This is a genomic window from Algoriphagus sp., assembly GCF_039969895.1.
GTDB lineage: Bacteria > Bacteroidota > Bacteroidia > Cytophagales > Cyclobacteriaceae > Algoriphagus.
The window spans coordinates 90367-115279 of the sequence record NZ_JBDVMZ010000006.1; the positions used below are offsets into that span (position 1 = coordinate 90367).

20 protein-coding genes are annotated in these 24913 nt (G+C 34.3%); 17 read left to right on the top strand and 3 right to left on the bottom strand.

Annotated elements, in window-relative coordinates:
• Nucleotides 1-288 precede the first annotated feature (288 nt).
• The 8 genes from ABJH64_RS02905 to ABJH64_RS02940 all read left to right on the top strand — a co-directional run bounded on the left by ABJH64_RS02905 (nucleotide 289) and on the right by ABJH64_RS02940 (nucleotide 9106).
• The gene (locus tag ABJH64_RS02905; RefSeq protein WP_348276242.1) at nucleotides 289-1482 is read left to right on the top strand and encodes an SIR2 family protein; all 1194 of its coding nucleotides are present in this window, start codon (nucleotides 289-291) and stop codon (nucleotides 1480-1482) included.
• Nucleotides 1479-3248 (top strand): ATP-binding protein, encoded by a 1770-nt coding sequence (locus ABJH64_RS02910; protein WP_348276241.1) that lies wholly within the window; start codon nucleotides 1479-1481, stop codon nucleotides 3246-3248. The genes ABJH64_RS02905 and ABJH64_RS02910 overlap by 4 nt, the downstream gene beginning before the upstream one ends.
• 2 nt (nucleotides 3249-3250) lie before the next feature.
• The gene (locus ABJH64_RS02915) at nucleotides 3251-3466 is read left to right on the top strand and encodes a KTSC domain-containing protein (protein ID WP_348276240.1); all 216 of its coding nucleotides are present in this window, start codon (nucleotides 3251-3253) and stop codon (nucleotides 3464-3466) included.
• Between the two features lie 184 nt (nucleotides 3467-3650).
• The gene (locus ABJH64_RS02920; RefSeq protein ID WP_348276239.1) at nucleotides 3651-4760 is read left to right on the top strand and encodes a radical SAM protein; all 1110 of its coding nucleotides are present in this window, start codon (nucleotides 3651-3653) and stop codon (nucleotides 4758-4760) included.
• Nucleotides 4748-5650 (top strand): radical SAM protein, encoded by a 903-nt coding sequence (locus ABJH64_RS02925; protein ID WP_348276238.1) that lies wholly within the window; start codon nucleotides 4748-4750, stop codon nucleotides 5648-5650. Before ABJH64_RS02920 ends, ABJH64_RS02925 begins: the two co-directional genes overlap by 13 nt.
• Nucleotides 5581-6246 carry a hypothetical protein gene (locus ABJH64_RS02930; RefSeq protein WP_348276237.1) on the top strand — a complete coding sequence of 222 codons (666 nt, stop codon included), beginning with the start codon at nucleotides 5581-5583 and terminating at the stop codon, nucleotides 6244-6246. The genes ABJH64_RS02925 and ABJH64_RS02930 overlap by 70 nt, the downstream gene beginning before the upstream one ends.
• Nucleotides 6243-8054: a polysaccharide deacetylase family protein gene (locus tag ABJH64_RS02935; RefSeq protein ID WP_348276236.1), complete on the top strand. Its 1812-nt coding sequence runs from the start codon at nucleotides 6243-6245 to the stop codon at nucleotides 8052-8054. The genes ABJH64_RS02930 and ABJH64_RS02935 overlap by 4 nt, the downstream gene beginning before the upstream one ends.
• A complete protein-coding gene (locus tag ABJH64_RS02940; RefSeq protein WP_348276235.1) occupies nucleotides 8051-9106 on the top strand; it encodes a glycosyltransferase in 1056 nt (351 codons plus the stop codon). Before ABJH64_RS02935 ends, ABJH64_RS02940 begins: the two co-directional genes overlap by 4 nt.
• Here the strand turns inward: ABJH64_RS02940 and ABJH64_RS02945 are convergent.
• Nucleotides 9084-9923: a hypothetical protein gene (locus ABJH64_RS02945; protein WP_348276234.1), complete on the bottom strand. Its 840-nt coding sequence runs from the start codon at nucleotides 9921-9923 to the stop codon at nucleotides 9084-9086. The genes ABJH64_RS02940 and ABJH64_RS02945 overlap by 23 nt on opposite strands.
• Complete coding sequence (locus ABJH64_RS02950; protein WP_348276233.1) at nucleotides 9913-10695, bottom strand: metallophosphoesterase; 783 nt, start codon at nucleotides 10693-10695, stop codon at nucleotides 9913-9915. The genes ABJH64_RS02945 and ABJH64_RS02950 overlap by 11 nt, the downstream gene beginning before the upstream one ends.
• A 258-nt stretch (nucleotides 10696-10953) precedes the next feature.
• Here ABJH64_RS02950 and ABJH64_RS02955 point away from each other — a divergent pair, with 258 nt between their 5' ends.
• A complete protein-coding gene (locus ABJH64_RS02955) occupies nucleotides 10954-11799 on the top strand; it encodes a DUF6602 domain-containing protein (RefSeq protein WP_348276232.1) in 846 nt (281 codons plus the stop codon).
• 238 nt (nucleotides 11800-12037) lie between these two features.
• On the opposite strand, the gene ABJH64_RS02960 is transcribed toward ABJH64_RS02955, so the two are convergent.
• Complete coding sequence (locus ABJH64_RS02960; protein WP_348276231.1) at nucleotides 12038-13042, bottom strand: WYL domain-containing protein; 1005 nt, start codon at nucleotides 13040-13042, stop codon at nucleotides 12038-12040.
• A gap of 458 nt (nucleotides 13043-13500) precedes the next feature.
• Between ABJH64_RS02960 and ABJH64_RS02965 the strand changes: the two genes are divergently transcribed.
• The 8 genes from ABJH64_RS02965 to ABJH64_RS03000 all read left to right on the top strand — a co-directional run bounded on the left by ABJH64_RS02965 (nucleotide 13501) and on the right by ABJH64_RS03000 (nucleotide 24687).
• Nucleotides 13501-14667 (top strand): reverse transcriptase family protein, encoded by a 1167-nt coding sequence (locus ABJH64_RS02965; protein ID WP_348276230.1) that lies wholly within the window; start codon nucleotides 13501-13503, stop codon nucleotides 14665-14667.
• Nucleotides 14668-14672: 5 nt separating this feature from the next.
• Nucleotides 14673-15773 carry a hypothetical protein gene (locus tag ABJH64_RS02970; protein ID WP_348276229.1) on the top strand — a complete coding sequence of 367 codons (1101 nt, stop codon included), beginning with the start codon at nucleotides 14673-14675 and terminating at the stop codon, nucleotides 15771-15773.
• Between the two features lies 1 nt (nucleotide 15774).
• Nucleotides 15775-16398, top strand: a complete 624-nt coding sequence (locus tag ABJH64_RS02975) for a hypothetical protein (RefSeq protein ID WP_348276228.1) — start codon at nucleotides 15775-15777, stop codon at nucleotides 16396-16398.
• Between the two features lie 4 nt (nucleotides 16399-16402).
• Nucleotides 16403-18184, top strand: a complete 1782-nt coding sequence (locus tag ABJH64_RS02980) for a response regulator (RefSeq protein ID WP_348276227.1) — start codon at nucleotides 16403-16405, stop codon at nucleotides 18182-18184.
• A gap of 55 nt (nucleotides 18185-18239) precedes the next feature.
• Nucleotides 18240-20447 carry an AAA family ATPase gene (locus tag ABJH64_RS02985; RefSeq protein ID WP_348276226.1) on the top strand — a complete coding sequence of 736 codons (2208 nt, stop codon included), beginning with the start codon at nucleotides 18240-18242 and terminating at the stop codon, nucleotides 20445-20447.
• Nucleotides 20437-21948: a hypothetical protein gene (locus tag ABJH64_RS02990; protein ID WP_348299393.1), complete on the top strand. Its 1512-nt coding sequence runs from the start codon at nucleotides 20437-20439 to the stop codon at nucleotides 21946-21948. Before ABJH64_RS02985 ends, ABJH64_RS02990 begins: the two co-directional genes overlap by 11 nt.
• Before the next feature lie 295 nt (nucleotides 21949-22243).
• Nucleotides 22244-23308 carry a serine hydrolase domain-containing protein gene (locus ABJH64_RS02995; RefSeq protein ID WP_348276224.1) on the top strand — a complete coding sequence of 355 codons (1065 nt, stop codon included), beginning with the start codon at nucleotides 22244-22246 and terminating at the stop codon, nucleotides 23306-23308.
• A 545-nt stretch (nucleotides 23309-23853) separates the two neighbouring features.
• A complete protein-coding gene (locus ABJH64_RS03000; protein ID WP_348276223.1) occupies nucleotides 23854-24687 on the top strand; it encodes a sugar phosphate isomerase/epimerase in 834 nt (277 codons plus the stop codon).
• The last annotated feature ends 226 nt before the right edge of the window (nucleotides 24688-24913 follow it).

The following is a 24913-nucleotide window of genomic DNA, read 5'->3' on the forward strand; positions in this document are numbered from 1 at the left end:
TACCAAGCCACACTAGGCAACGCTCAAACCAAAGCTTGGCAAAGAGTGTGTCTGTCCAACCGCACCACCAAAACGACCGACAAACCAACTGACGAAAAAGAACACCGAAGCGATAACAGGCGTTTGGCTCAATGGCGGGTGAAGTGGTTAATTGAACATTCTACCTCGCATCAACTTTTGTGGTGTAGTGACAGTTTTGTGCTCCGAAATCCGCCACTGCGCCAAGCGCCAAAACGTTGGGTGCAAGCCTAAAGGACGACCACAGACCAAATAGACAAATCGAATGAAATGGAAAAAATAAACTTAATAAGAGAAGTAAGAGAACTAAAAACACATCTATCCTATTCTAAAAACATAGGATTCTTTTTTGGTGCAGGGACTTCTTGTGCATTAAAAATACCAAATGTTGAACAATTGACAGCAGGTATAGAAGCAGAACTTAAAGAAGCGAACAAAGACAACTTTCTTGCAATAAAGGAAGACTTAAAAACCATTATTACAGACCGAAATGTCAATATTGAAGATATCTTAAATCATATTAGAAGGATTCGAGAGATTACAGGGGAAGTCAATACAAAAAGCTATCAAGACATAACAGGCGAATCAGCCAAAACCCTCGATATTGAAATTTGTAAAATAATTTATCAAATCATTGCTGCAAAAGAAGCGGTAGCCGATATAAGTCAAACAAAAAAGTTCTTTGCTTGGCTAAGTATGCTAAATAGAGATTTTTCAAAAGAAATATTCACAACAAATTATGACCTAATAATTGAGAAATCTTTGGAAGGCAGCCAAATCCCATACTTTGACGGTTTTGTTGGTTCATTTGAACCATTCTTTTGGCAAGAAAGCATTGACCAATTTGTATCAAAAAATGACTTGACACAAAATTGGATTAGACTTTGGAAAATTCACGGCTCATTGAGTTGGTTTTGGAAAATTGACCCAGCCACCAAGTCACAAAAAATCATTCGACAAGGGAAAATTGAAAAAATAGAAGATGAAAAGAATGAATTGGTTATTTACCCTTCAAAGGAAAAATACGATTCATCCAAGAAACAGCCTTTTATAGCTTATTTCGACAGACTGAAAAACTATTTACTTAGCGGTGAACTTCTTTTTATTTTTTCAGGATACTCATTCTCTGACCAACATATCAACGAAATTATATTCAACTGTTTAAGACAAAATAATAGATTAACTGCCTTGGTTTTCTTTTTCCAAGATACTGAAGTAGAGAATTTACATAAACTAACGTCTTCATATATGAATCTCATAGTATTTGGTCCAACAAAGGCTATTGTAAACGGCAATTTGGGAGAATGGCACTATTCAGCAGATGATTTGAAACCAAATGAAAAATCAGAAACTTATTGGGATTCCAAAACAAACACGTTCAAACTTGGTGACTTCAATGAACTTGTAAACTTTCTTGTTTCCAATTCAGGAAAAAGAGAAGCAATAGAAAACTTTACGAAATGAAAACCGAGATAACATATTTAGGCCACATTATAAGGGTTGACTCGGGAACAATTGAAGTTGAAGTTTCTAACGAAATACCTTCGGCAGCACCAATTATAAATGGTCGCCTTTATAAAATAGGACAAATCGGAACATTCGTAAAAATTCCGATAGGCAATATTACTATTTACGGAATTGTTTCATCAGTGAGTAATACGCCAAGCAAATCAGATGAAACGCTTCTAAAACATAGTTTTGGTTCAAGGTTCTTAACTGTTCAGCTTGTTGGTGAAAAAGTCGGAGAAGATGATTTCGAAAAAGGTATTGGGACATATCCAACAATCAATGATGAAGTTCACATAGTTATTGAAAAAGACCTTTTTGATATTTATGGTAAAAAAGATGCAGGTTCTATAGAAATAGGCAAACACTCATCATCTGAAAATTTAAGCGTTTATGCAGATTTACATAGATTAGTTTTAAGACACTGTGCAATTTTGGGTTCAACAGGTAGTGGTAAGTCCAATACAACAGTTAGTATCCTCAAAGCAATTTTGAATGGCTATCAAGGTTCAAGAATTATTCTTGTTGACCCTCACGGAGAATATTCTTCGGCTTTTCCTGAAGCCAAAGTTCTAAAAATTAATGACCCAGCCAATCCATTATTCATTCCATTTTGGTTAATGTCCTTTGACGAACTTGCATACTTTTTAGTAGGAGCAAAACCAACAGATGACCAAAAACCAGACTATCGTTTATTTCGAGAATTAGTTACAAACCTCAAAAAGGAGAATTGCAATCTAAAATCGGGTATAGTTAATCCGGACTTTGTTACAAGCGATTCGCCAATTCCTTTCAGTGCGAGAAAACTATGGTATGAAATGAATTGGTGGTTAAATGCCAGTTTTAATACTACAAAAAAGGATGAACAAAATTTGGCTACTGCAATCAAAGAAGATGACGGAAATGCGGAAAATCTAATTGGTGCAAAATTTACTTCACATCTTTCAACAGACAACACCAAACCACCTTATAAATCACAGCACCAAGAATTTTACTCTTACGAGAAGAAAATTTTATCAAGGCTCAAAGATTCACGATTTGATTTCCTTTTTAATCCAGGAGACTTCAAAGATGCCGATTCAAATAAGGATTTACATCATCTTTTAAATGAATGGATTGGAAGTGACAGTAAACTCTCAATCTTAGATTTAAGCGGAGTTCCTTTTGAAGTCCTTGATATTACAGTTGGATTAATAACAAGATTCGTTTATGATAGTATGTTTTGGGGGCGGAATGAACCCTATACAGGAAAAAACAGACCACTCCTTTTGGCTTATGAAGAAGCACACAACTATCTTAACAAAAATGACAATAACAGTTATTCAAAAGCAGCAGTAGAAAGAGTATTCAAAGAAGGAAGAAAATTTGGTTTAGGGGCTTTAGTAATTTCCCAAAGACCATCAGAAATTTCAGAAACAATCTTAGCCCAAGTGGGAACTTTCATTGCGTTACGATTAACTAATTCGGGTGACCAGTCAATAGTTAAATCCTCAGCCCCCGACAACTTAAACAGCTTGATTGACTTACTACCTTCGTTACGGACAGGTGAAGCGATAATAGTTGGAGAAGCAATTAAAATTCCCTCAAGAGTAAGACTTAAACTTAATGTTCCAAGACCAACAAGTGATGACCCAAAACTTGTTGAAAAATGGCAACAAGAACACCCGACAAATGAAGAAAATTATAAAACCGTTGTTACAAGAATAAGGCAACAAAAATTTTAAATATGGACAGACAATACGTAGAATCATCAATGATTGCGAGTATTGGGTATGACCCGAATACTTCAACACTTGAAATCGAATTCAAAAAAAATGGTGCGGTTTGGCAGTATTACGACTTCCCAGAAAGCACCTATTATGAATTTATTGGAAGTGATTCAGTTGGTAAATTCTTCTTGGCACACATTAAAGGACATTACTCAGAAAACCAAGTAGGATGACGAAAGAAAGAAGGCCAGCACCCAACAGGCATTTGGCTCAATGGCGGGTGACGTGGTTAATTGAACATTCTACCTCGCATCAACTTTTGTGGTATATTGACAGTTTTGTGCTCCGAAATCCGCCACTGCGCCAAGCGCCAAAACGTTGTGTGTGATTTTAGAGAAACAACCCAAACAATACTAAATGACAAACGAAGAATTTAATGCCTTTGCTTACGAAATCATAAATTGGGGAAATATTCCTATCAGTTCCAAGAATTGCGGAGTAGGCTGTATCTTTTGCAAAGTGCATAAAGACCCAATACTAAAAAGGTTTCCGCCTTTGCCACAAATTACAGTTGAAGACCTTTATGAAGGTTTTAAGTTTATAAAAGATAGCCATAACTTTGTACGTTTGGGTGCAGGGGTTATGGTTGCTGCACACACAGACCCATTCTTACACCCTCTTATTTATGATTTCATTAGCAGGGCATCAGACTATTTTCCACATAAAAAAATCACAACTGTTACGACAGGGAGTTATATTTCAGAAGATAAGATTGATTATTTGTGGAGTATCAAAAACTACGGAATAGACCTTTCCCTTGTAACTATGCAGGAACAACGAGAAATTATTGTTCCACGCCCCACAAGAGAAAGACTTGAAACCATATTGAAAGAAGCCCCAATAAGAAAAATCTCATTGATGTTTACAGGAGATTTAGATGCTCTTAAAAGAGATTTAGACAAACTTATTGGTTTGGATTGGCACGTTAAAGCAAAAGAAATTTTGGTAAGACGAGTTGAATACACGAAGTTTTCACCTGAAAAATTAAACACAATTTCTTATCAAAGCATTGAGAAGTATGAGGAATGTCTCAAATTTTTGAAATCAAATTACCCTTTTATCAAATTTACAGTTCCTTATCTTGATGAAGTTTATTTAAACGGAGAGGAAAACGAATATTTTACTGCGGGTAAAGAAAGACTTTCAAACATAAAAAATAGGTTTTCAAAAGAACAGACTACTTTTTTTAATATCGTTTGTTCTGCATCATCTTACAAGTATTTTAGCAATGACTTGATAAATTTTTCAAATGTGAAAGTGCATCTTGTTGAAAATCAACTTTATGGTGGTTCTGTAACTATTGCAGGGTTACTAAATCACGAAGACATTATGCGTGATTTTATGCCTACAAAGGCAGGCGTGGTAGTGTTGCCAAAAGAAATGTACGACCACGAAGATAAAGAAATTACAGGGCGACATATTTCTGAACTACAAACACATTATAAATCAGAAATATGGAAAGCGTAGATTTTTGGAAAATATTGCGAGTATTAACTACCAATGCTTGTAACTATAAATGTGTGTTTTGTCATAACGAAGGGCAAGCAAAATATAACGGTAGTTATTCCGATTTTTTGACATTGAACAACTTTAAATTTATTGTTCAATCATTGCAAGAAACAGGATTAAGGGAAATACAATTTAGTGGTGGTGAGCCTTTTATGAACCCTGAAACTATACAAATGATAGTTTGGGCAAATAATTACACAAATTTAGAAATTGGTTGTGCGACTAACACACAGTTTTTTGATGATGAAGTGATTAAAATACTTTCAAACACCCGAATTAAATTGCATATACAGTTTCCAAGTAGCAATCAAAGGAAGTTTGAAAGTATTACTAAAACCAAACTTTTTGAGCCTTTGATGGAAAATTTAAAGAAACTGAAAGAAGCAAACATTCAGTTTTCTTTAAACTATGTTTTATTAACACCTGATATTAGTGATTTTAAGCAAATTTTACCTTTCCTATACGAGAATGAAATCGGGCTGAAACTTTTGCCCTATGTAAATGACAAAACATTGAAACATAATGAATTTAAGAAAAATATCATTCCGTTTTTAGATGGTGTTAGTTACAAGTATGAAAATCAAAATAATGGTTCTTTGAAATGGTGGCTTAAAACAGACAATGGTAAAACAATCACTATCAAGTATATAAACTCACCTTGTTTTGAATATGAGTTTGATATTTGTAAAAACTATGCGGAGGTTAGACTATTACCTGATTTAACAGTGCAGTCTTGTTTGATTAACCCGATTGATAACCTTAAAATTGATTTTGAACTATGCGAACAGAACCAATCGCAAGTGAGGCAAATATTCCAAAAAGCGTGGAAGAATTTTACACACTGTTGAGAGAGTATAATCTTGGGTTAGATTACTCTGATTTGCCACAATGGACAAAAATATTCACAGAAAAAGAGCCACCTATTTATTGGGTTAGACTTGCAGAAATATTAAGTCAATATCCAAAGTCATATTCAGTTTTTGAAATAGGCTCTGGGCTTGGTGATGTGTTAGCATTACTTAATTTATTAGGTTTTGAAAAAGTTGCTGGTATAGAAAGATTAGAAAAATTAGCAACTATTGGTAATCAAAAATTATTCAATCTATTCAACTCAAAAGACATTATTATTGGAGAATACCCTATAAAACTTGAAAATATAGATACACTAATACAAGTAAACTGTGTGTATTTTGAAGGGTTATTTAGTAAACAAGCCTATATAAATCAAGTTTGGCAGTTCTACAAAAATGCTAATCCTAAGCATTTTTTATTAGAAGTTATTGATAGTTCTTTCACAGAACACTCAAATACATTTCCAGACTTTGTGAGAATTTCAGAAGAAGATATTTACAAAACATTTAGTGGCTTAAAGATAAGTTCATTTTTGACTTACCAATTTCCTAAAAACTCATCAACTAAACGACTTTACATTATATCCAAATGAAACAACTTGCCATAATCGTTACATCTGAATTTGGTAAACAAGGTGGTGGACTTTCAAAAAGTTGCCACAAATTTGCGATTTTATTGCATAGTATCGGATTTGATGTAAAAGTTGTAATATCTACTTTTTCCGTATGTAGCGAATATCAAACAGAAGGGAAATTTGAGATTATAACAAACTCTATCAAAATAGCAAAAGGTGGGTATAAGCCCGAACTTTGTAAGCATTTATTTTTCAGAGGCTATATTGAAAATATTTATCATCAATTAAAAGATGCCAAACCTAATCTAATAATTGCTTTTGGCGGTGGAGAAAATGCTTTACTTGCAAGTGAGTTAAAAAATAAATTTTCTTGTAAGTTAATGATAATGTTGCGTGGTTCAGAAATAAATTTGTCAATTTCTGATAGTAACCTATTTCACGCAAATTGTGAAAGTTTAAAAAACTCAGATGCTGTTATTGCTTTATCAAATGAATTACTAAATCGTGCTAAACAAATTTATTTCAATCCGAATACCGTTTATGCTACTATTCCCAATACGATTGATTTTAAAGAAAAAAGCCAAACGAATTTAAGACAAACCAACATCATTTTTGGAGTAGGAGCAAAAAATATAAATGAAAAAAAAGGTATTGCTAATTTAATTTTGGCTACTCAATATCTAAATAATTTAGGTACTGAAAAGTTTTATTTACGAATTGCGGGACAAGTAGATAATGATTTAAAATCGGAATATGTAGATTACTCAAATCAGTTAGGAATATCCGATAAAGTAGTGTTCTTGGATAATCTTAACGAGTTTGAATTTACACAAGAGATACAAACTTGGGATTTTGTTGTTCAGTCATCATTTTGTGAGGGTTTTTCTAATACTATTGGAGAGGCGATTTCTTTGGGTAAGTTATTCTTTACAACTGATACAGGCTTTATTGCTGAGAACATTAGACATATTGCAAAGGAACTCATTTTTGAGAATTTTTGCCCTGAAACAATAGCAAAGCAAATTTATGAGATTTATTTTTCTTCCAATATTTTGCAAAAAGCAATTTTGATTAAACAAAACTTTCAACAAATCGCATCAAATGAAAAAGTAAACGCAGGTTGGTTAAAAGTATTTAGCAAATTACAACAAGTAAGCACATCTTTTCCAATATCTAATCAGCATATACTTAGCGTTATTTTGCACGATATTTCAGAGGAAAATTATAGCAATATTGATATTCCTAAAAATGAATTTGAAAATTTATGTAGTTTAGTTTATTCAAAAGGATTTCGTTTTGTGTCTGCAAAAGAGTATTTTCAAAGTGATTTTAAAGAAAATTTGATTATTTGTACGTTTGATGATGCTTACCAAAATGTATATGATTTAGGACTACCTATTTTTAGCAAATACGGTTTTACTGCAACTGTTTTTGTTTGCAGTGATTACATAAATGTTTCTAATTCTTGGAACAAAAAGGACAAGAAAAACAGAAAACACCTTGATTTACAAAACTTAAAAGATTTGGAAAATCAAGGGTGGGAAATTGGCTCACACGGCACAAATCACTTTTCATTTTTGAGATTAGATACAGAGCAAATAATGGATACACTCTCAAATTCCAAATATGAATTAGAAAAGCATTTTAAAAATGTGGTTTCGTTTGCTTATCCTTACGGAGATTACAATTATCACATTTCTAAAACTACAAAAAGTATTTACGAAAATGTTTTTGCTGTTGATACAGGAGGAACTCATATACATTTAGATAGACACCAAATTAGAAGATACTCAACTGATGAACTAATAAAAGTATTGCAAATATGAAAGTTGTGGGTATTTTCAGAGGCTTCCCTGGATTAGGTAGAGTAGTTTCAGGTGTAGAAACATTACGAATTTTTCAAAAATATCACAATGCAGAAATAAGCGTTTTTTCTTACTTGCAAGGTTTTGAGTATTGTAAAGATATTTTTGAAACTTATAATATTTTCGCTGAAAAAGATATTTCAAGTATCGGTATAATCCCTGTAAGTCAAAGCGGAGAGCTAATTATTGATGAAATAGAAAAAATCAATCCTGATATTATCTTGATAGATGGTGAGCCATTATTGCTAACAACTATAAAATTACGTTTTCCTAATATAAAAATCATTACTTTACTCAATCCTTTTGATGTTGCAAATCCGCATAATAAATTGAGTAGTCAATTATTTTTCAAAGATTGCTATGCAAAGGCAGATTATGCAATAGTTCACGGAATTTGGAAAGTTGAAAAGCCAAAAGAATTTACCAATAATTTTTATTCAATTCATACCATTTTACGAAGTGAAATTTTAAACATACAATCCAATAAAAACACAAACAAGATAGCCTGTATTTTAGGCGGAGGCAGTGTAAATGGCACTTCTTCTTTCTTTCAAAATACGCTTGAAATTGCAAAAAAAGCCTTTACTGTTGCTGAATTATATCCTAATTTCCAAGTTGATATATTTTGTTCGTGTGAAGATATTTTTCAAGAGGTAACTTTATTGAAGAACAAAAACAAAAACGTAACTATCCATAAAGAGTTAAAGAACTCAACAGAAATGTACTCTAATACAAAATTTGTATTGGCAAGAGCAGGAAGAAATACTATCAGCGAATTATTGCATTTACAAATATCTTCATTGCTGTTTGCAACAAGTTGTAATATTAGAGGTTCTGAGCAAAACCAAAATTTAAAGTCAGTAAAGGAGATTACACAAGGGCAATTATTAGGTTTTGACATTATGACTTCTGAAAATCTAATACCGAATTTCGCAATTAATATGAATAATAATTGGCAATGGGAAAGTGGAAATAAGGATTTAGAAAATCTTATTTTGCATCACTTCGCTTGACATAATTAAAATACTGTTTTTCAAATTCTTTTAGTTCCGTTTTTTGAAAAAATTTATTTAATTCTGTTGCAACAAATAGATTATCCACCTTGCTAAGATTGCTTTTTTCATAATGTCCATTTTTTTCTAAAAAGTCAGTTAGTTCCATTGGAAAAAAGTTTCTATCCACATAAACTATTCCATTAAATTTTTGGGCTTGCTCAAAACCCAACAACGCAACAGAAAAATCAAAATCTGTTTCTTTGTTGTCAAACCAAAATTTTTCAAAGTGCGTAAGATATCGCCAATGTTTTTTAGCGTGTAAAAATCCTTTTCTGTATATGTCCTTGTAAAATTGTTCATAGTCGTGCAATCCATAAACTTCTTTTCCAAAATAATAATGATAACCTATTTCAGCCATTTTATCATAAGTATCACTTTCAGGACGTAAAGATGTGCCTTCTTTTGGGATAAATTTGATTGCTTCTTTGAGATATTTGGTTCGGTATAAATGAGGACCACCGCCACGTGGCACACCATAAAACTTATCTAAAATTCGCCCTTGAATTTCAAAAAAGTAATCTTCTAAATTTTCTGCAACTGAAACCAAAGTATAAATACAATCATTTGTTACAAAAATATCAGCATCAATAGCCAAAGTCCAATCTTTATTGTAATCAATACCAATCTCAAAAGTTTTTTTTACCGCACTACTAAACGGGGTTTCTGAAATTATTTGAATATTGTTTGATGAAACTTGTGAAGATAGTAAATTTAAGCACGCACCTAAGGTTCTTTCGTTAGTATGCCTAATTATTACAGTTACATTATTTCGCATAAATTGGATTGATTTGAAAGTTTATAAAAACATCATTACAAGCAATCAAAGCATTTTTATCAATTTTAATTAAGCCATACCCCGAAAAAGAATTTTCAAATCCCCATTTAATATTTCTATCAAATTGAAATGAAGCAGCAGGAGGAGAAAAATAGATAACATTATTTCTAACTGTTTTATATGCTTGGTGCTGATGCCCATATAAAACTAATTTGACGTTTTTGTACCTATCTACCACATCAAAAAAATCATCATAGTTTTTCAGCATTCGTTCATCTTTCCAAGTTCCTGAAAAAATTGGCGGATGATGTAAAACGATAACACAATGATAATCAAGATGCTTTGATAACTCATTTTCTAAAAATAGTAGTTCGGTTTTTTCTAATTTGCCTCTTGATTTATTTTTACTTTCATCATCAGCAAATACACTATTTAGTAAAATAAAGTGATAATCTCTAACAGTAAATGACTTTTCATTCAGAAGTTGCCATTGAGTAGAAATTTTTTGTAAGACACCAAGATTATCGTGATTACCTGCAACCCAATAACAAGGCAAATTAAGAGTAGATACAACACTATTGAATAAATAATAAGATTTAAAACAACCTTTATCTGCTAAATCACCACTAAACACAACAAAATCTAATAAGTGTTCTTTCTTTTTGATACTTTCTATTATTGCACAAAATAAATCAAAAATCGGTATATTATGCAATAAATCCGACCTTTGAGGCATTAAGTGAATATCTGTAACTTGAACAAAGTTAATCATTGAATTATTAGATTTGTGCAAAAATACGTAACTTGCGACAGAATAAAAAACCACACACAACATTGCATTTATGCAAGGCGGGCAGACGTGCTAAATTGAAACATTTGTGCTTTCTATGGGCTTTTGTGCGTGTGGAAACGGAAGTGCTACTAATCCCGCCCTGCATAAATGCTTTTCCGTTGTGCCCAAGGTTAAAAAGACACTGCTTCAATGAAAGATAAGGTATCAACATATGACTTGATTAAAACTTATTTTAAGATGAAATCAGAACAATTAATCGCTATTTCAAATCAAGCGATAGTTGAGCATTCTTCATTGAAAGGAAGTCATCGTGAAAACCTAATTGATATTTACCTTAAAGAAATCTTACCTAAGAGATTTGGCATTGGAAAAGGAATGGTTTACGGTGTTTTAGGAAAAAGTAAAGAATCAGACTTAGTTATTTGGGATGAACACAATTTTCCAAGCTTAAAACTTTTAGGACACTCAATGTTCTTTGTTGAATCTGTAAAATCAATAATGGAAATAAAAACCAACTGGTCAAATGATGTTTTCAATGACATTAAAATTAAAAAGATTGCAGCTTCTAAAATTTCAAGTTTACCGCAATCCCCAAATATTGACCAAAGAGTTCAATTTTTAGAACACAAAGTCGAAGCAGTTGAAAACAACGAAAAGGTAAATGTAATTTTTTCGACACCTAAAGTATTGCCATTCATTTCATTCATATTCAATGGTGGAGAAAATTTCACCATAGACAATATAGAAAATGAAGAATTAAAAAATGTGCATACAGAATATCCGGACTTGACTATTTTTCTAAAAGCTGGGAAGGTTCTTGAAAAACAATATGTCTATGACGAAAACGATACCACAAAAGGAAATGCTTTTTTGAATTTACACAATGCAGGAGAAAATGCCCTTTTAATTTTCACTTCCTTACTGTTGGAAAAATTAATGATTAACACAAGTTTTTCGGACTATCCTATAAATTTTATAAAATATGGACCACCCTTTTATGAGCATAAAATTGACTTCATCGAATTTCCTGTTGAAGGACAATTTCCAGGAATTTATTACGGAGCAAATTTAAAAAATGAATAAAAACCCAGGGCATAACAAAGCATATAGCTTATGGCGGGTGAGCGACTGTCAGCAAGGTTTTTGCTCCGTAGCCAGCTTTGTTTTCGGTGGACAGATAAGTGCTTCGAAACCGCCACAAGCCATATGCAAACCGTTGTGCCTCATTGTAGAAAGCCGACCGCACATTCAAGCACATTTGGTTTTTGCCGACACACAAAGCCCAAACAAAAAACCAAAAGAGCTTGAATTTTGCCAACGCTCAATAAAGACGACCGGCTGACTTGAGACGCTGAGAAATACGTTCTTTGAAATCCTGTGGAGAAATTACCTTGACTTGTTCTCCGAAAGAAAGAATCAATCGTTCCAACTCGAAATTTGGAATGACTTTGATTTTGACTTCAAGACCAGTTGGGTCATTCTTGTGCTTTTGACTTGGATGAATGGGCTTTGTAATGACATAGGGAGCAACTTCAGGAGAAAATTTCAAGACGATTTCCTGTAAGTTCCCACTTTCGGGGCGGGTAACACCAACTAAATCAAAAAAGTACTCTTCCCAATCGGTTTCTGACTGTTTGCATTTCTGGGCAGTTTCAGACAATGACTCAATTCGATCTAAGGCAAGATTCCAATTCGGAACATGGTTATCAGAATTAAGCCCAAAGACAAACCACCGATTGTTGTACTGCTTTAAATAGTATGGATGAAAAGTGATTTCGTATGGTTCAGAACTTTTAAAGTCCTTGTATTTGACAAGTAAAACTCGCTCATTAACTATGGCATTGAACAGTGGAGTTAAAAAATGAAGCCCCTTAAGGTCAATATTGCTCTCAAAGCTGATGATTTCACTTTTACGCTCAATTAAGCCAAACTTAGATTCAAGCATTGGAATCATTTCATTGACCCACTCAAACTGAGGTGTGCCAGAGAAACGAGAAAATATTTGAAGGGCTGACTTTATTTGTTCGGCTTCCGAATCATTCAAAGGTTGGTTGCTGATTGAAAACGACAAATCTTCATATCGGTAATAAACCTTTCTACCATGACGGATTCTGCCAAGAGGGATAGACCAGCCTGCTTCACTTTCCATGAAACGGATGTCATCAAACAGTTGCCTTCTTTGTATTCCTTCGCTGTTTGGGTCAAAATCAATCAATGCTTTATTGCATTCTTCAAGTAGGTCTTCCCAAAAATACATCCTGCCCGTGTTGCGAAAACAACGGTCTAAGACTTGATAGCGGATAAGTGCATTTTTGTTGACAGACATAACTTAAAGACTTTTAAGTGCAGGTTAAATGCACAGCACAAAGATACTTTTATTCCCTGAATGAGCAATGTAATGAATGGAAATACAAAATACGCTTTTGTAACTTATTTTTATCTGTATCTTTACCGTGCAGATTGAGTGCACAGAAGCACTATACTTTTGCAGAAGTTCTTTGAAACACTTGCCACACGATATTGATTCGTGGGTGCTGGTCTCAGATTTCGGTTTGAGACAATGATCGGCATCTAATTTCTCTGTCTAGGCCGGCCAGCCTTGGAGAAATGAATGTCCTAGAGGCATTATTGATCGTTTTAGCATTCTTTTAAGAATCTGAAGCTTTGTTTTGAATCCTTTTGAAATGTTCTTTATGAATTTATTTATAAAGAATATACACAGATTCATCATCATACAAAAAGAGTATCCGGCAGGTGTTTTCAAAGTCCTTCAAAACTTTAGACATGAAAATTGAACAGATACATATCGACCAAATACGGAAGCAATTTGCAGAACTGCAAAGCAAGGAGGAATTAGTGAAACTATTAAGTGACGCTAAAAACATGCTTTATGGTGAGGAATGTAAGCCGGTTCAATTAAAATCATTGACCTATTATGCTAATCCCACACTTTGCAAAAAGCGTTATCAGACTTTTACCATCAAAAAAAAGTCAGGTGCAGACAGAATAATCCATGCACCCGTGAAAGGGTTAAAATCTATCCTTCGCTCGTTAAACTTTGTGCTGCAATGTGTTTATGAGCCACATGAAGCAGCAACAGGTTTTGTTTTAGAGAAGTCAATCGTTGACAATGCCAAAAAGCATGTGGGGCATCATTATGTGCTGAACATGGACTTGAAAGATTTCTTTCACACTTTCGACCGTAACAGAGTAAAGATGGGCTTCATGTTTGAGCCATTTAACCTGAACGGTGACAAAGAACCTTTGGCTTTCCTTTTAGCAAGTCTTTGCACACATCCATTTGAAATAGATGGAGAAGAAAAAACGGTACTTCCACAAGGCAGCCCGACATCTCCGGCTTTAACGAATATTATTTGCAAAAAGCTTGACCGCAGACTTTCCGGACTTGCCAATCGATTTGGGGCAACTTATACAAGGTACGCTGACGACATTACATTTTCGTCACCGCACAACATTTACACGGATGAAGCATTTACCAAGGAGCTAAATCGAATTATTGAAGAAGACCAAAAACTGGTTATCAACCCAAAGAAAACCCGTTTGCAAAAAGCCGGATACCGCCAGGAAGCAACAGGCTTGATTGTAAACGACAAGGTAAATGTCCGCAGGAGATATGTGAAGCAAATCCGTATGTGGCTGTACTATTGGGAAATGTATGGTTATGAAAAAGCGGAGCAGATTTTTAAACGGGATTACATTGCCGACAAGGGTCATGTAAAAAACATCAATGCTCATTTGGTGAATGTGTTGGACGGGAAATTGGAGTTTTTGAAAATGGTCAAAGGAATAGAGGATGGGACTTACAAAGGGTTAAAAGAGCGATTTGATTTATTAGTTGGTTATACTGACCCAACAAATCAATTATTTGATATTTGGGAAAGTGAAGGAATTGATAAAGCTATGGATGTTTATTACAATGACAATATTTAACAAGAATGCCGAAAGATAAATACGACTTTATATTGAATTTAATAGAAAACAAGAAATTGAGCCCTTCTCAAAAAGAACGGGTTTTAAGGCTTTCTATATTAGAAACAAAGAAAGATGTAATAAAAAAGGATACAGAGTTATTTAAAAGGATTGAGGAGATAGAGAAAAAACTTATTGGAGAAAGAAACGAAGGAGACGGAATCAGTAAACAAAAATCAAAAAAACATAAACCAAAGGACACCTACGAACTTTTGAATTATTTCAGTAGTACTGATGGTGGAATGAAAAACCTAACACATTCTTTTAACTTCGGATTCATTGCTTATGACGACTTAATGAAAAAATGTAAGGAAGAGTTTGAACAAGGAAGAAAGAAGTATCCAAATGTTCCAGAAGCTCTATTAAAAAGAATTGAGGATTTTGCATTTTCTGAAAGTCCAGATTGGTATATAATGCGAGGTGACGAAAAAATTGAAAAAAAAATTGGTTGGTCAGAACCTGCATTCGTAAAGTGGTATAAAGAAAAGCAAACACATCCCGCTAATGATGCTTATTATAATTCCGAAATGATTGTTCCTTTTAAAGAAACTATTCAGGTAAGATCAGACATTGGCAATTTAATAAACCTTATAAATGAATTGTCAGATAAAGTATTTCAAAAAGAGACCAAGCCAATTATAAAAGAAGCAATTCATACTGCACAATTCTATACTGATGTTGACCGCTTAGGCTTAGCTATCTACCATATTTTCACCGCTATAAAACAGGCATCTTCAAAAAACTTCTGTGATGAAGTAGAAATTGACTTTGAAATTCAAGACGGTTTTAAAATTATAAGAATAGTTCACATAGACTCAACTCCTACAAAAAGCGTGAATGATTTTGATTTTTTAGGGGGTGACTTAGGCTCAGTTAAAAACAATTTATGGAGTTTGTGTAACTATGATATTTTGGCAAAATTCCACGAAGGAGAATATCGGAAAGTAATATTATCAGACAAACCAAAAGAAACAGAAAAAAATGAAGCAACTGGAAAATGGATGGGAAAAAATTTCAAAATAGAAGAAAAGGTTAAAGGTTTCACTCACGTTTTAAAATTTTATTAAGATGATAGTAATTTTAGACGATACATTTATTGCAAGGCACAAATACAGCGATGTTAGCTATTTAGCAGATGAGAAATACAGGAATCTCTGTATGATTTTTGATAGGCCAACTAAGAAGGATTTTAGGAATATAGTAGTTGATTTTAAAAACATTCACCTTTTGTGCAATCACAGGTCATTAAAATTATTTAATGAAGACCAAAATATAATTGACGGAAAACAAGCCATTCAGAACCTATTTATACAAGCTCAGTCGGAGAATATACCAAGGCTTGAATTTGGGAGAGATATGCATTCTAATTTTAAAGCAAAAACGCTTGATAAAGATGTTTTCTATTCCAATTTGAAATCATTTTTGGATAATTACATAGACACTAAACAAATGGAATTAAAAATTCTGTTTTATGGTGAAAATTATGCGGAGTTGGAGTATTTGAGTACCATTGACAGAATGATGGACGAAATTAATTTCTCAAATTCAATTGATTTCAAAAACAACGAATTGATATTGACAGGAATCAGATTGGTCTTTCCGGATAGAGAGCCTTTGGATATTGTTGATGAATGGATGAACAAAGGATTAAGTAAGAAGGAAATTATTACGATAATAAATAATCAAATTTAGTCACATGGAAAGCATTTATCTTATTTCTGATTTTTCAAACAAAATCAAAAGACTTGCAGAAAGTTTGCAACTTCCTGCCCAAAATATTATTTCCTATCAATATAAAGAAAATGAAAGTGGATACCACACTTGGCTTAATGACGAGTTCAAAGCTAAAGAAATAGATAAAATAATTATTCCTGTATCTATTTCAAATGATGATACAATCAATACAATAGGTCTATTACTGGGATTACATATTCGATTGAACTACGAATTGTCATTAGAGAAAAGGTTAATCCCAATAATTTTTCTTTCAAACTTCACGGTCGAAAATCTAATTAAAGTGAACTCTTTTGACTCTGACAACAATCCTCAAAATCTAATTTTTACCAAAGGAGTTTACTTTTCTTCTTTTGATATAGAAGACATTCAAAAAACCATTATATCTTCCACACCATGCTTAAAGGCTGATTACTATAAAAATGTATTGTCTAAGTTAAACATTAATAGGAAAGAAGCCTTAGGTGGTCACGATATTGCTAATGCTTGGGGCTGTTTTAAGGTGGCTCAAGTAGTAGGCTTTGATGACAGAATATTTCAACTCTACCCGATAGCAAAACACCTAAAACAGTTGTACGCTAAAAACTTAATCTGTAAAAACCAAACTTTTTCCAATGAAAAAAGAATAGATCTCAATCCCATAAAATGTAATGGAAAAAAAATATTATTTATAGATGACAAAGCTGATGAAGGTTGGGCTGAGTTGATAAAAAACTTGTTTAGGGGAGCAGGTGATAACTTTAAATATGTGGATAGTTCTAAGTACAAAGCGGATGATTTGCATAAATCATTTAAAGACTTTGATGGTTTTTATAAAGAATGTCAGTCTCATATCGGAAAAGATTGGGATTTGATTATCATAGACCTAAGACTAAATCCTGAAAAAGAAGATATAGATAATGAATTGACAAAACCAACCGATTTTTCTGGATATAAATTGATAGACGAATTCCTTACGAAAAATGAGGGATATCAAATTATAGTTCTGACCGCATCTAACAAAATATGGAATATTAATGCTGCACTTAAAAGAGGCGCTTATTCATATTTTATAAAAGAATCTCCCGAGTTTAATTTCCCCATATCTGAGACAAAAAAGCTTTTGGATAAATTTAAAAATGATGTGAAAGTATGTTTTCATAGAGGATATTTAAAACAAATCTTTAAAGAAAAGGACGACTTAATTCATTTTATTAATGAAATGGAATATGGTTCTGATTTTTTGGAAACACTTAAAAATCAACTAAATCTAGCATATTACCTTCTATCAAAAGCAGAGACAAACGAGCAGTTTGCTTATGCCTATGTATCGTTGTATATGATAATTGAAACGATAAACAATCACTTTGTGGTAAAAACTACTAATGATGTATGGGTGTTAAACATTACCAATGAGCCACTTCTTGACTGGAGCTATGACGCAAAAGCCAAATCATATATTAATACAAACACAACAGTCTTTGGAAGTAAACCACCAGAATGGCAGAAGTTGGCAGGATTGCATTTTCAAAACTGGAATGGGCAAGAACAAAGCTTTGTTCAAAAAATCTACCAATTAATCACTAAACGTAATGGCTTTATACATAACGATAAAAGTATATTAGATAAAACCAAGAAAGATAAAAATGGTGAAGATGTCTTAGATAATGAGAAGAAGCCAATTTATCTGAATCACGATATTTACAAACCTGAAGGTTTTATAGAATTATTCAAAGTTATACAGAAAGTTATTGGCTCTCTATAATAATGCAGATACACCGCACAGATAAAAATAACCTTTGCATGAAAGAATAACAGCCATGAAAATTTTTGACCATTTCCAGCATATTAACCTTACTAACGACCAACGCAATGCCTTGGAAAAGCTTCATGCTTTTTTAGAAAGTGATGAGCGGGTGTTTATTCTCCAAGGATATGCTGGTAGTGGTAAAACAACCTTATTAAAGGGGTTTGTTGAATATCTCAAATCTTTAGAAAAAAAATATCAATTGATGGCTCCAACTGGCAGAGCAGCAAAAGTCATCAATCAAAAAACAGGTTTTGAATCTACCACCATACACAAAGGCATTTACAGCTTTGAGGAATTGCAGGAAGTCAAACAAGGTGAAGATGAAAACGATGTTTCGTTTTTATACCAATACAAAATCAGAAACAATCCTGAAGTTCATAATTCGGTTCTGATAGTAGATGAAGCTTCTATGGTAAGCGATATTTTGAGCCAAGGCGAGTTTTTCCGCTTCGGTAGCGGTCATTTACTGCGAGACCTAATTACTTATGGAAGAATTCAAGAAGCTACAACAAGCAGCAAAATCATTTTCATAGGAGACCCTGCACAGTTGCCACCAATTGGCATGACTTTCTCTCCTGCACTTGATCCAAATTATTTAAGTGAGACTTACAAGGTTTCTGCTTCGCAAGCTGAAATGAAGGAAGTGAAACGTCAAGATGCCAACAATGGCATTTTGATTTCAGCCACTAAAATAAGGCAGTGCCTTACTTCTGGCTACTTCAATGATTTTGATTTGAGAGAAAATGGACGGGACATTTTCAATCCAGCTTATCAAGATTACTTAGTAACCTACAAGGCACAACAAGACCAAAAAATAATCATCTGCTACAAAAACAAAACAGCACTTGATTTGAACCGAGCTATCCGCAGAGAAAAATTTGGAGATGATTTACCCATTCAGCAATCTGACACAGTAATTATAGGAGGAAACAATTACCGTTTAGGAATCATGAACGGTGAATTTTCGGTTGTTTCAGAAGCCAGCCCTTCAGTTGAAAGCAGAGAAGTAAGTTTTTACATTGAAAAAGGAAAAACAAAAACAGTAAGATTAACTTGGAGAAGAATTAGCCTAGTTTTACCTGATGAAAATAATCAGCCCAAAACCATAAATGGATTTATTTTAGAAAACTATCTATACGGTGATAATTACTTAAAACCCGAAGAGCAAAGAGCCCTTTATGTGGATTTTAAAAACAGGCATCCCAAACTCAAGAAAGGAACAGAGGAATTTATGGAAGCCATTATCAACGACAAGTATTTCAATTGCATACTTTTAAAATACGGTTATGCAGTAACCTGCCACAAAGCTCAGGGTGGTGAATGGTCAAATGCATTTGTATTTTGGGACAGAGGAACACAAGCCGACTTCAACTTTTATGAATCGGAACATAACCGCTCAGGTAAGACCAATTCAGAATTTTACCGTTGGGCATATACAGCAGTTACCAGAGCATCCAAGAAACTATTTTGCATCAATCCACCTTATTTTTCATCCTTTTCAGGCATGAATTTTATTGACGTGAATGTTCAACAAGCCTTCAATGAGTTGACAGGTCAATCAAATCCGACAACTGAAATCAATATCAATGAAGTTTTGCCGGAATTGGAAAAATTTGGTTTAGTTGATGCACCATTGACTATCCAAGATCATTTCATTCACAGGTGGTACATACTGCAAAAGCATTATATAGATATTGAAGCTTGGCAGAAAGTTGGGTATGAAGTACGATATATCTTCAAAAGAGAAGCCCAAACAGCAGCATTCAAACACTGGGTTAATGGTCAGAATGTTTTTAAAAGCAATTTTCAAAAGCTACCTGCACAAACCAATTCTGATGAGTTATTTGAAACCATCACAAAAATACTAGAGTGTGCTATTCCGATTGTAGTAAACAGGAACAACATTGAAGGTATTCTGACCCAAATTGAATTTGATGCAGCAATTGAAGAAGAGAAGCCATTCTTGAAAAATCTATTCGATTTTATCAGTAAAGGTTTATTAAAAGAAGAAATCATTTCCAACATTCAACATCTCGAATACCGTGAAAGATATACCATAGAAAACAATGGAAGGTCATGCATAATTGACTTTGAATATGATAAAGCAGGTTTCTTTGGTCGAGTGCTTCCTTTAGAAAAGAAATGCGACTGTCCCAAACTTCTTGCCAAAATCAAATCCATTGTAAACAACCTAAAAGAAGCTGATTATGTCATTTAAAGAAATCAAAGAACTTAGACAAGCAGGTAAGCTTGATGAAGCTTTGCAAATGGCAAATCAGGCTTTGGAAACAGAACCCGAAAACATTTGGAATAAGCGGGCTGCCGCATGGGTGTATTATGATTATCTCAAAAAGAACGCTCAACCTGAATCATTTGAAGCATTCAAGGAAAATCTAATTAAGATTAAAGATTTGCAATTGCCTGAAGATGAAAAAATGGTGTTTGACAACTGTTCCTGGCAAATCGGCAGTTTGGTTTTTGCATTACAGAAAACAGAGCATGTTGATTATGGTAAAATCAATGAATTGTTTGAAATCATCAGAGACTTTCATTTCACCAAGCCTTATGAGGCGTATTCTTTCATTTACAAGGCTTTTCACAAAGGCTATCAAAACTGGTCAAGCTATCTAACTTTTGCCGACTGGTGGAATTTTGATAATCTTAGATCCGAAGATTTCTTAAAGGAGGAATTCAATGGTAAAAAGAAAATGTCTATTGCCGAACAGGCTTACATTGCCTATTCCAAGAAGCTTTTGGAAGGAGAACCTTTAGATCCTTTTGGACAACAACGAGTGATTGACAAAGAGAAAATTCAATCATTTTTACCAAAACTGGATGCTTTGATAGATAAACATCCTGACTATCAATATCCGCCCTATTTCAAGGCAAAGCTCCTTTTGGCATCAGGTAGTGATGAAAATGTTCTATCTGCATTTCTACCTTTTGCCAAACAAAAAAGAAATGACTTTTGGGTGTGGGAACTGATGGCAGAAATATTTTCAGAAGATAAAGACATTCAGTTTGCTTGTTATTGCAAAGCCCTGAGCTTAAAAACGCCCGAAGACTTTTTAGTTAAGTTAAGACAGACTTTTTCTGAAATGCTCATTGAAAAAAAAATGTACAATGAAGCCAAAACGGAAATACAAAAAGTTGTAGCAACAAGAGAAAAACACGAATGGAAGTTGCCAAATCAATTAGTGCAATGGACAGAACAAGAGTGGTATAAATCTGCCATAGCTAAAAAGGACAACCAAGATTTGTATTCAAGCCACATCAAGCAAGCAGAGGAAAAATTGTTTCAGGACATACCGGAAGAAATAATTGCAGTTGAGTTTGTGAACGAAAACAAGAGTATGCTGAATTTTGTGAAGGATAGGCGGAAATTTGGATTCTTTAATTACTCAGGCAATTTGACGAAACCACAAATTGGCGACCTTTTAAAAGTACGTTTTAATGGAGACGGACAAGATGGGTTTTATAAAATCCTGTCTGCTAAAAAAGCTGACTCTAATGTGGCATCTGATGCATTGAAAGATTTTGAAGGAACAATAAAGGTAATTTCTCCACAGAACTTTGGTTTTATAGAAGACATCTTTGTTGAGCCTAAAATTATAGAAGAAAGCAAGCTAGCTGATGGACAGCACGTAAAGGGAAGAGCGACACTATCATTCAATAAAAAGAAAAATGAATGGGGCTGGAAAGCAATAGAAATCAAATAGCCAACCCTCACAGCCACACACATTGCCAAGCCGCTCAAGCCTACGCTAAAACCCAAGCTTGGCAAAGAGTGTGTCTGTCCAACCGCACGACCAAAACGACCGACAAACAAAAGGACGAAAAAGAACAACGAAGGCACTACATCACCTATTCGTAAGAAGTGGTTTCTTGCTTCGTCGGGCAGGAAAGTGGTAAATTTAAAGTTCAGTTCTTCGTAGGAAGTTCAGTGGTTAGAATCCCTGCCTGCGTATAGCTGCAAACCGTTGGCAACAATTAAAACGAACAAATCAGATGATTATGAAAATATACATTTTGACTTTATTTCTGTTCATATCGGCATTGAATCTATTCGCACAAGATTTTAACCCTGATGAAAGATTAACCGATTTAACGGGTAAAAAAGAAAACATTGGAATTACGGCGGGATACTCAATTGATGGTGAAATCCAATGGACAAGTTCAAAAGGACTTACCTGCAAGGAGAATGAAATAGCTTTTTCTACAAAAACTATTACAAGGATTGCGTCTATTGCTAAAAATTTTACCGCAGTAGCTATAATGCAATTAGTCGAAAAGGAACAGATTGAACTTGATGCACCTATTGAAAGATACTTGAAGAATTTGCCAGAAGACAAAAAACAGATTACTGTTAAACAGTTATTAGCTCATACCTCAGGAATTCCTCAATATCAAGGAGAAAAAGAGAAAGAGAATACAAATCATTACAACACATTACAAGACGCGATGAGTGTATTCATTGAAAGACCCCTATTGTTTGAACCCGGAACTAAATACTTCTATACCACCTATGGTTATGTCATATTAGGTCGTATAATCGAAGAAGTCTCGGGAAAAAGCTATCAAGAATATATGCAAAAAAATATTTTTGATATTGCGGGAATGAACAACACAGGTATCGAAGAAATTAATGATGATTACACAAATAAGTCTTGCCTCTATCATAATAACGGAAGAAAAGCAAAAGAAGGAAAGCAGAATGATTTAAGTAATAGAATACCAGGTGGTGGCTTCTATAGCACCTTAGAAGACGTAATGAAATTTGGAAATGCTTTGCTTGAAGGTAAGTATATCAAACAAGAGACACTTGATAAAATGACTCAAACAGAACCCGTTGAATATGATGGAAATAAATATGGATTAGGTTGGTTCTTGTATGGCCCACCACCCAATGAAAACTTGGTTATAGGGCATAGTGGTGGACAGACAGGATGTACAAGCCAGCTGATGATAATACCGAAATCAAAAACAGTGATTGTAGTTTTATCAAATACCTCAGGTAATTACCCTGATATTGCAACCTTTGCTGTTAACCTGATTGCATATTCAGAAAAGAAAAGGTAACTGTTGCCAACAATGGCTATACGTAATGCGGGAGAATGTGCTGATATGAAATCACTTACATTAAATAAACTTTTCGGTATGCGGACAGTGAATTGCTCCGAAACCCCGCACCACGCTTATAGTTAACCGTCATAGGCTATTTTAGAACGACACAATAATGTCAACAAAACTAATCCTCTCTAGGCGAAGTTTGGTCGCTCGTGGCACTGGCTGTAGTTTTCCCACCTTTCAAACCGGTCCTAGGCTAAAATCATTCACGGAATGATTTTTTTTAACGCCTCGTCCTACCCAACTATCATAACCGATTTGAAATCGGAAACCAATTCAAGCTAACTTAATCAAATCGAATTACAAATTCATTTTACGTAAAAAAGCTTCAGTGAAACTTTTTAGGGAGAGGCCAGCATTCCGGGTGGGAAACTACACTTAATCTCAGATCACCCTCCCCAACCAAAGCAAACGATTCCGTAGTCTTGGTCAACCTCAAGACCTCTATTTGCTTAGCATTTACTAAATTGACTGATAATAATCCCTTAAAAAACGCTATGAAGTCAACATTACTTACCTTTTTACTCGCCTTCTCTCTGATGCTTTGCAAAGCACAGGACAACAGACCTGGACCACAGTTACCGCCTGAAACAGGCGAAACATTCAAAGTAGGAATTGCTGGATACACCTTTGTGAAGTTTGACCTGGACAAGACACTCGAAACATTGAAAGCCTTGGATGTTCATTATCTCTGCATCAAAGATTTTCATTTGCCAATGACAAGCACTGATGATGAAATTGCTGCTTTTCATGAAAAACTGAAAGCCAATGATGTCACAGGGTACGCTGTGGGTCCTATCTACATGAAATCCGAGGCCGAAGTTGACAGGGCATTTGATTATGCAAAAAGAGTTGGGGTGAAGCTGATCGTGGGCGTTCCTAATGTGGAGCTGCTTCCTTATGTCGATAAAAAGGTGAAGGAGTATGATTTCAAATTCGCCATTCATTTGCACGGACCAGATATTAAAATCTATCCCGATGCCGACGATGTGTGGAACCACACCAAAGATCTGGATCCCAGAATTGGGATGTGTCTGGATATTGGCCATGACACAAGAAACGGAAAAGACCCTGTAGCCGATATGGAAAAATACCACACCCGCGTATTCGATATGCACATCAAAGACGTGACTGCCCCTACCAAAGAGGGATATTCACTCGAAGTAGGCCGTGGGGTCATCGACTTTCCGGCAATGGTAAGAATGATCAGAAAAGTTGGCTACACTGGCGTATGCAGCCTGGAGCATGAGAGAAATCAAAACAACCCATTTATGGGGATTGCCGAATCCATCGGGTATTTTCGGGGAGTAATTGAAACGACCAAAGAATAAACTTTGGCTCAACCTTAATTCCATTAAGGCCGAATTCTAAGGAATTCAACCTTTTTCAATGATTCTATTCTGAATCTAATTGAATTGAGACTTACCTGTTTTTTGTAGATCACCTTGGTAGGAAAGCTTCAGCGCACTTGCTCAAAAAACAGAAAGAGTTTAAATTCCAATCCTCAGAAAATAAGTCGGCTAGCTAAATGTTAGAGTGAATCAAATCACCAAGACG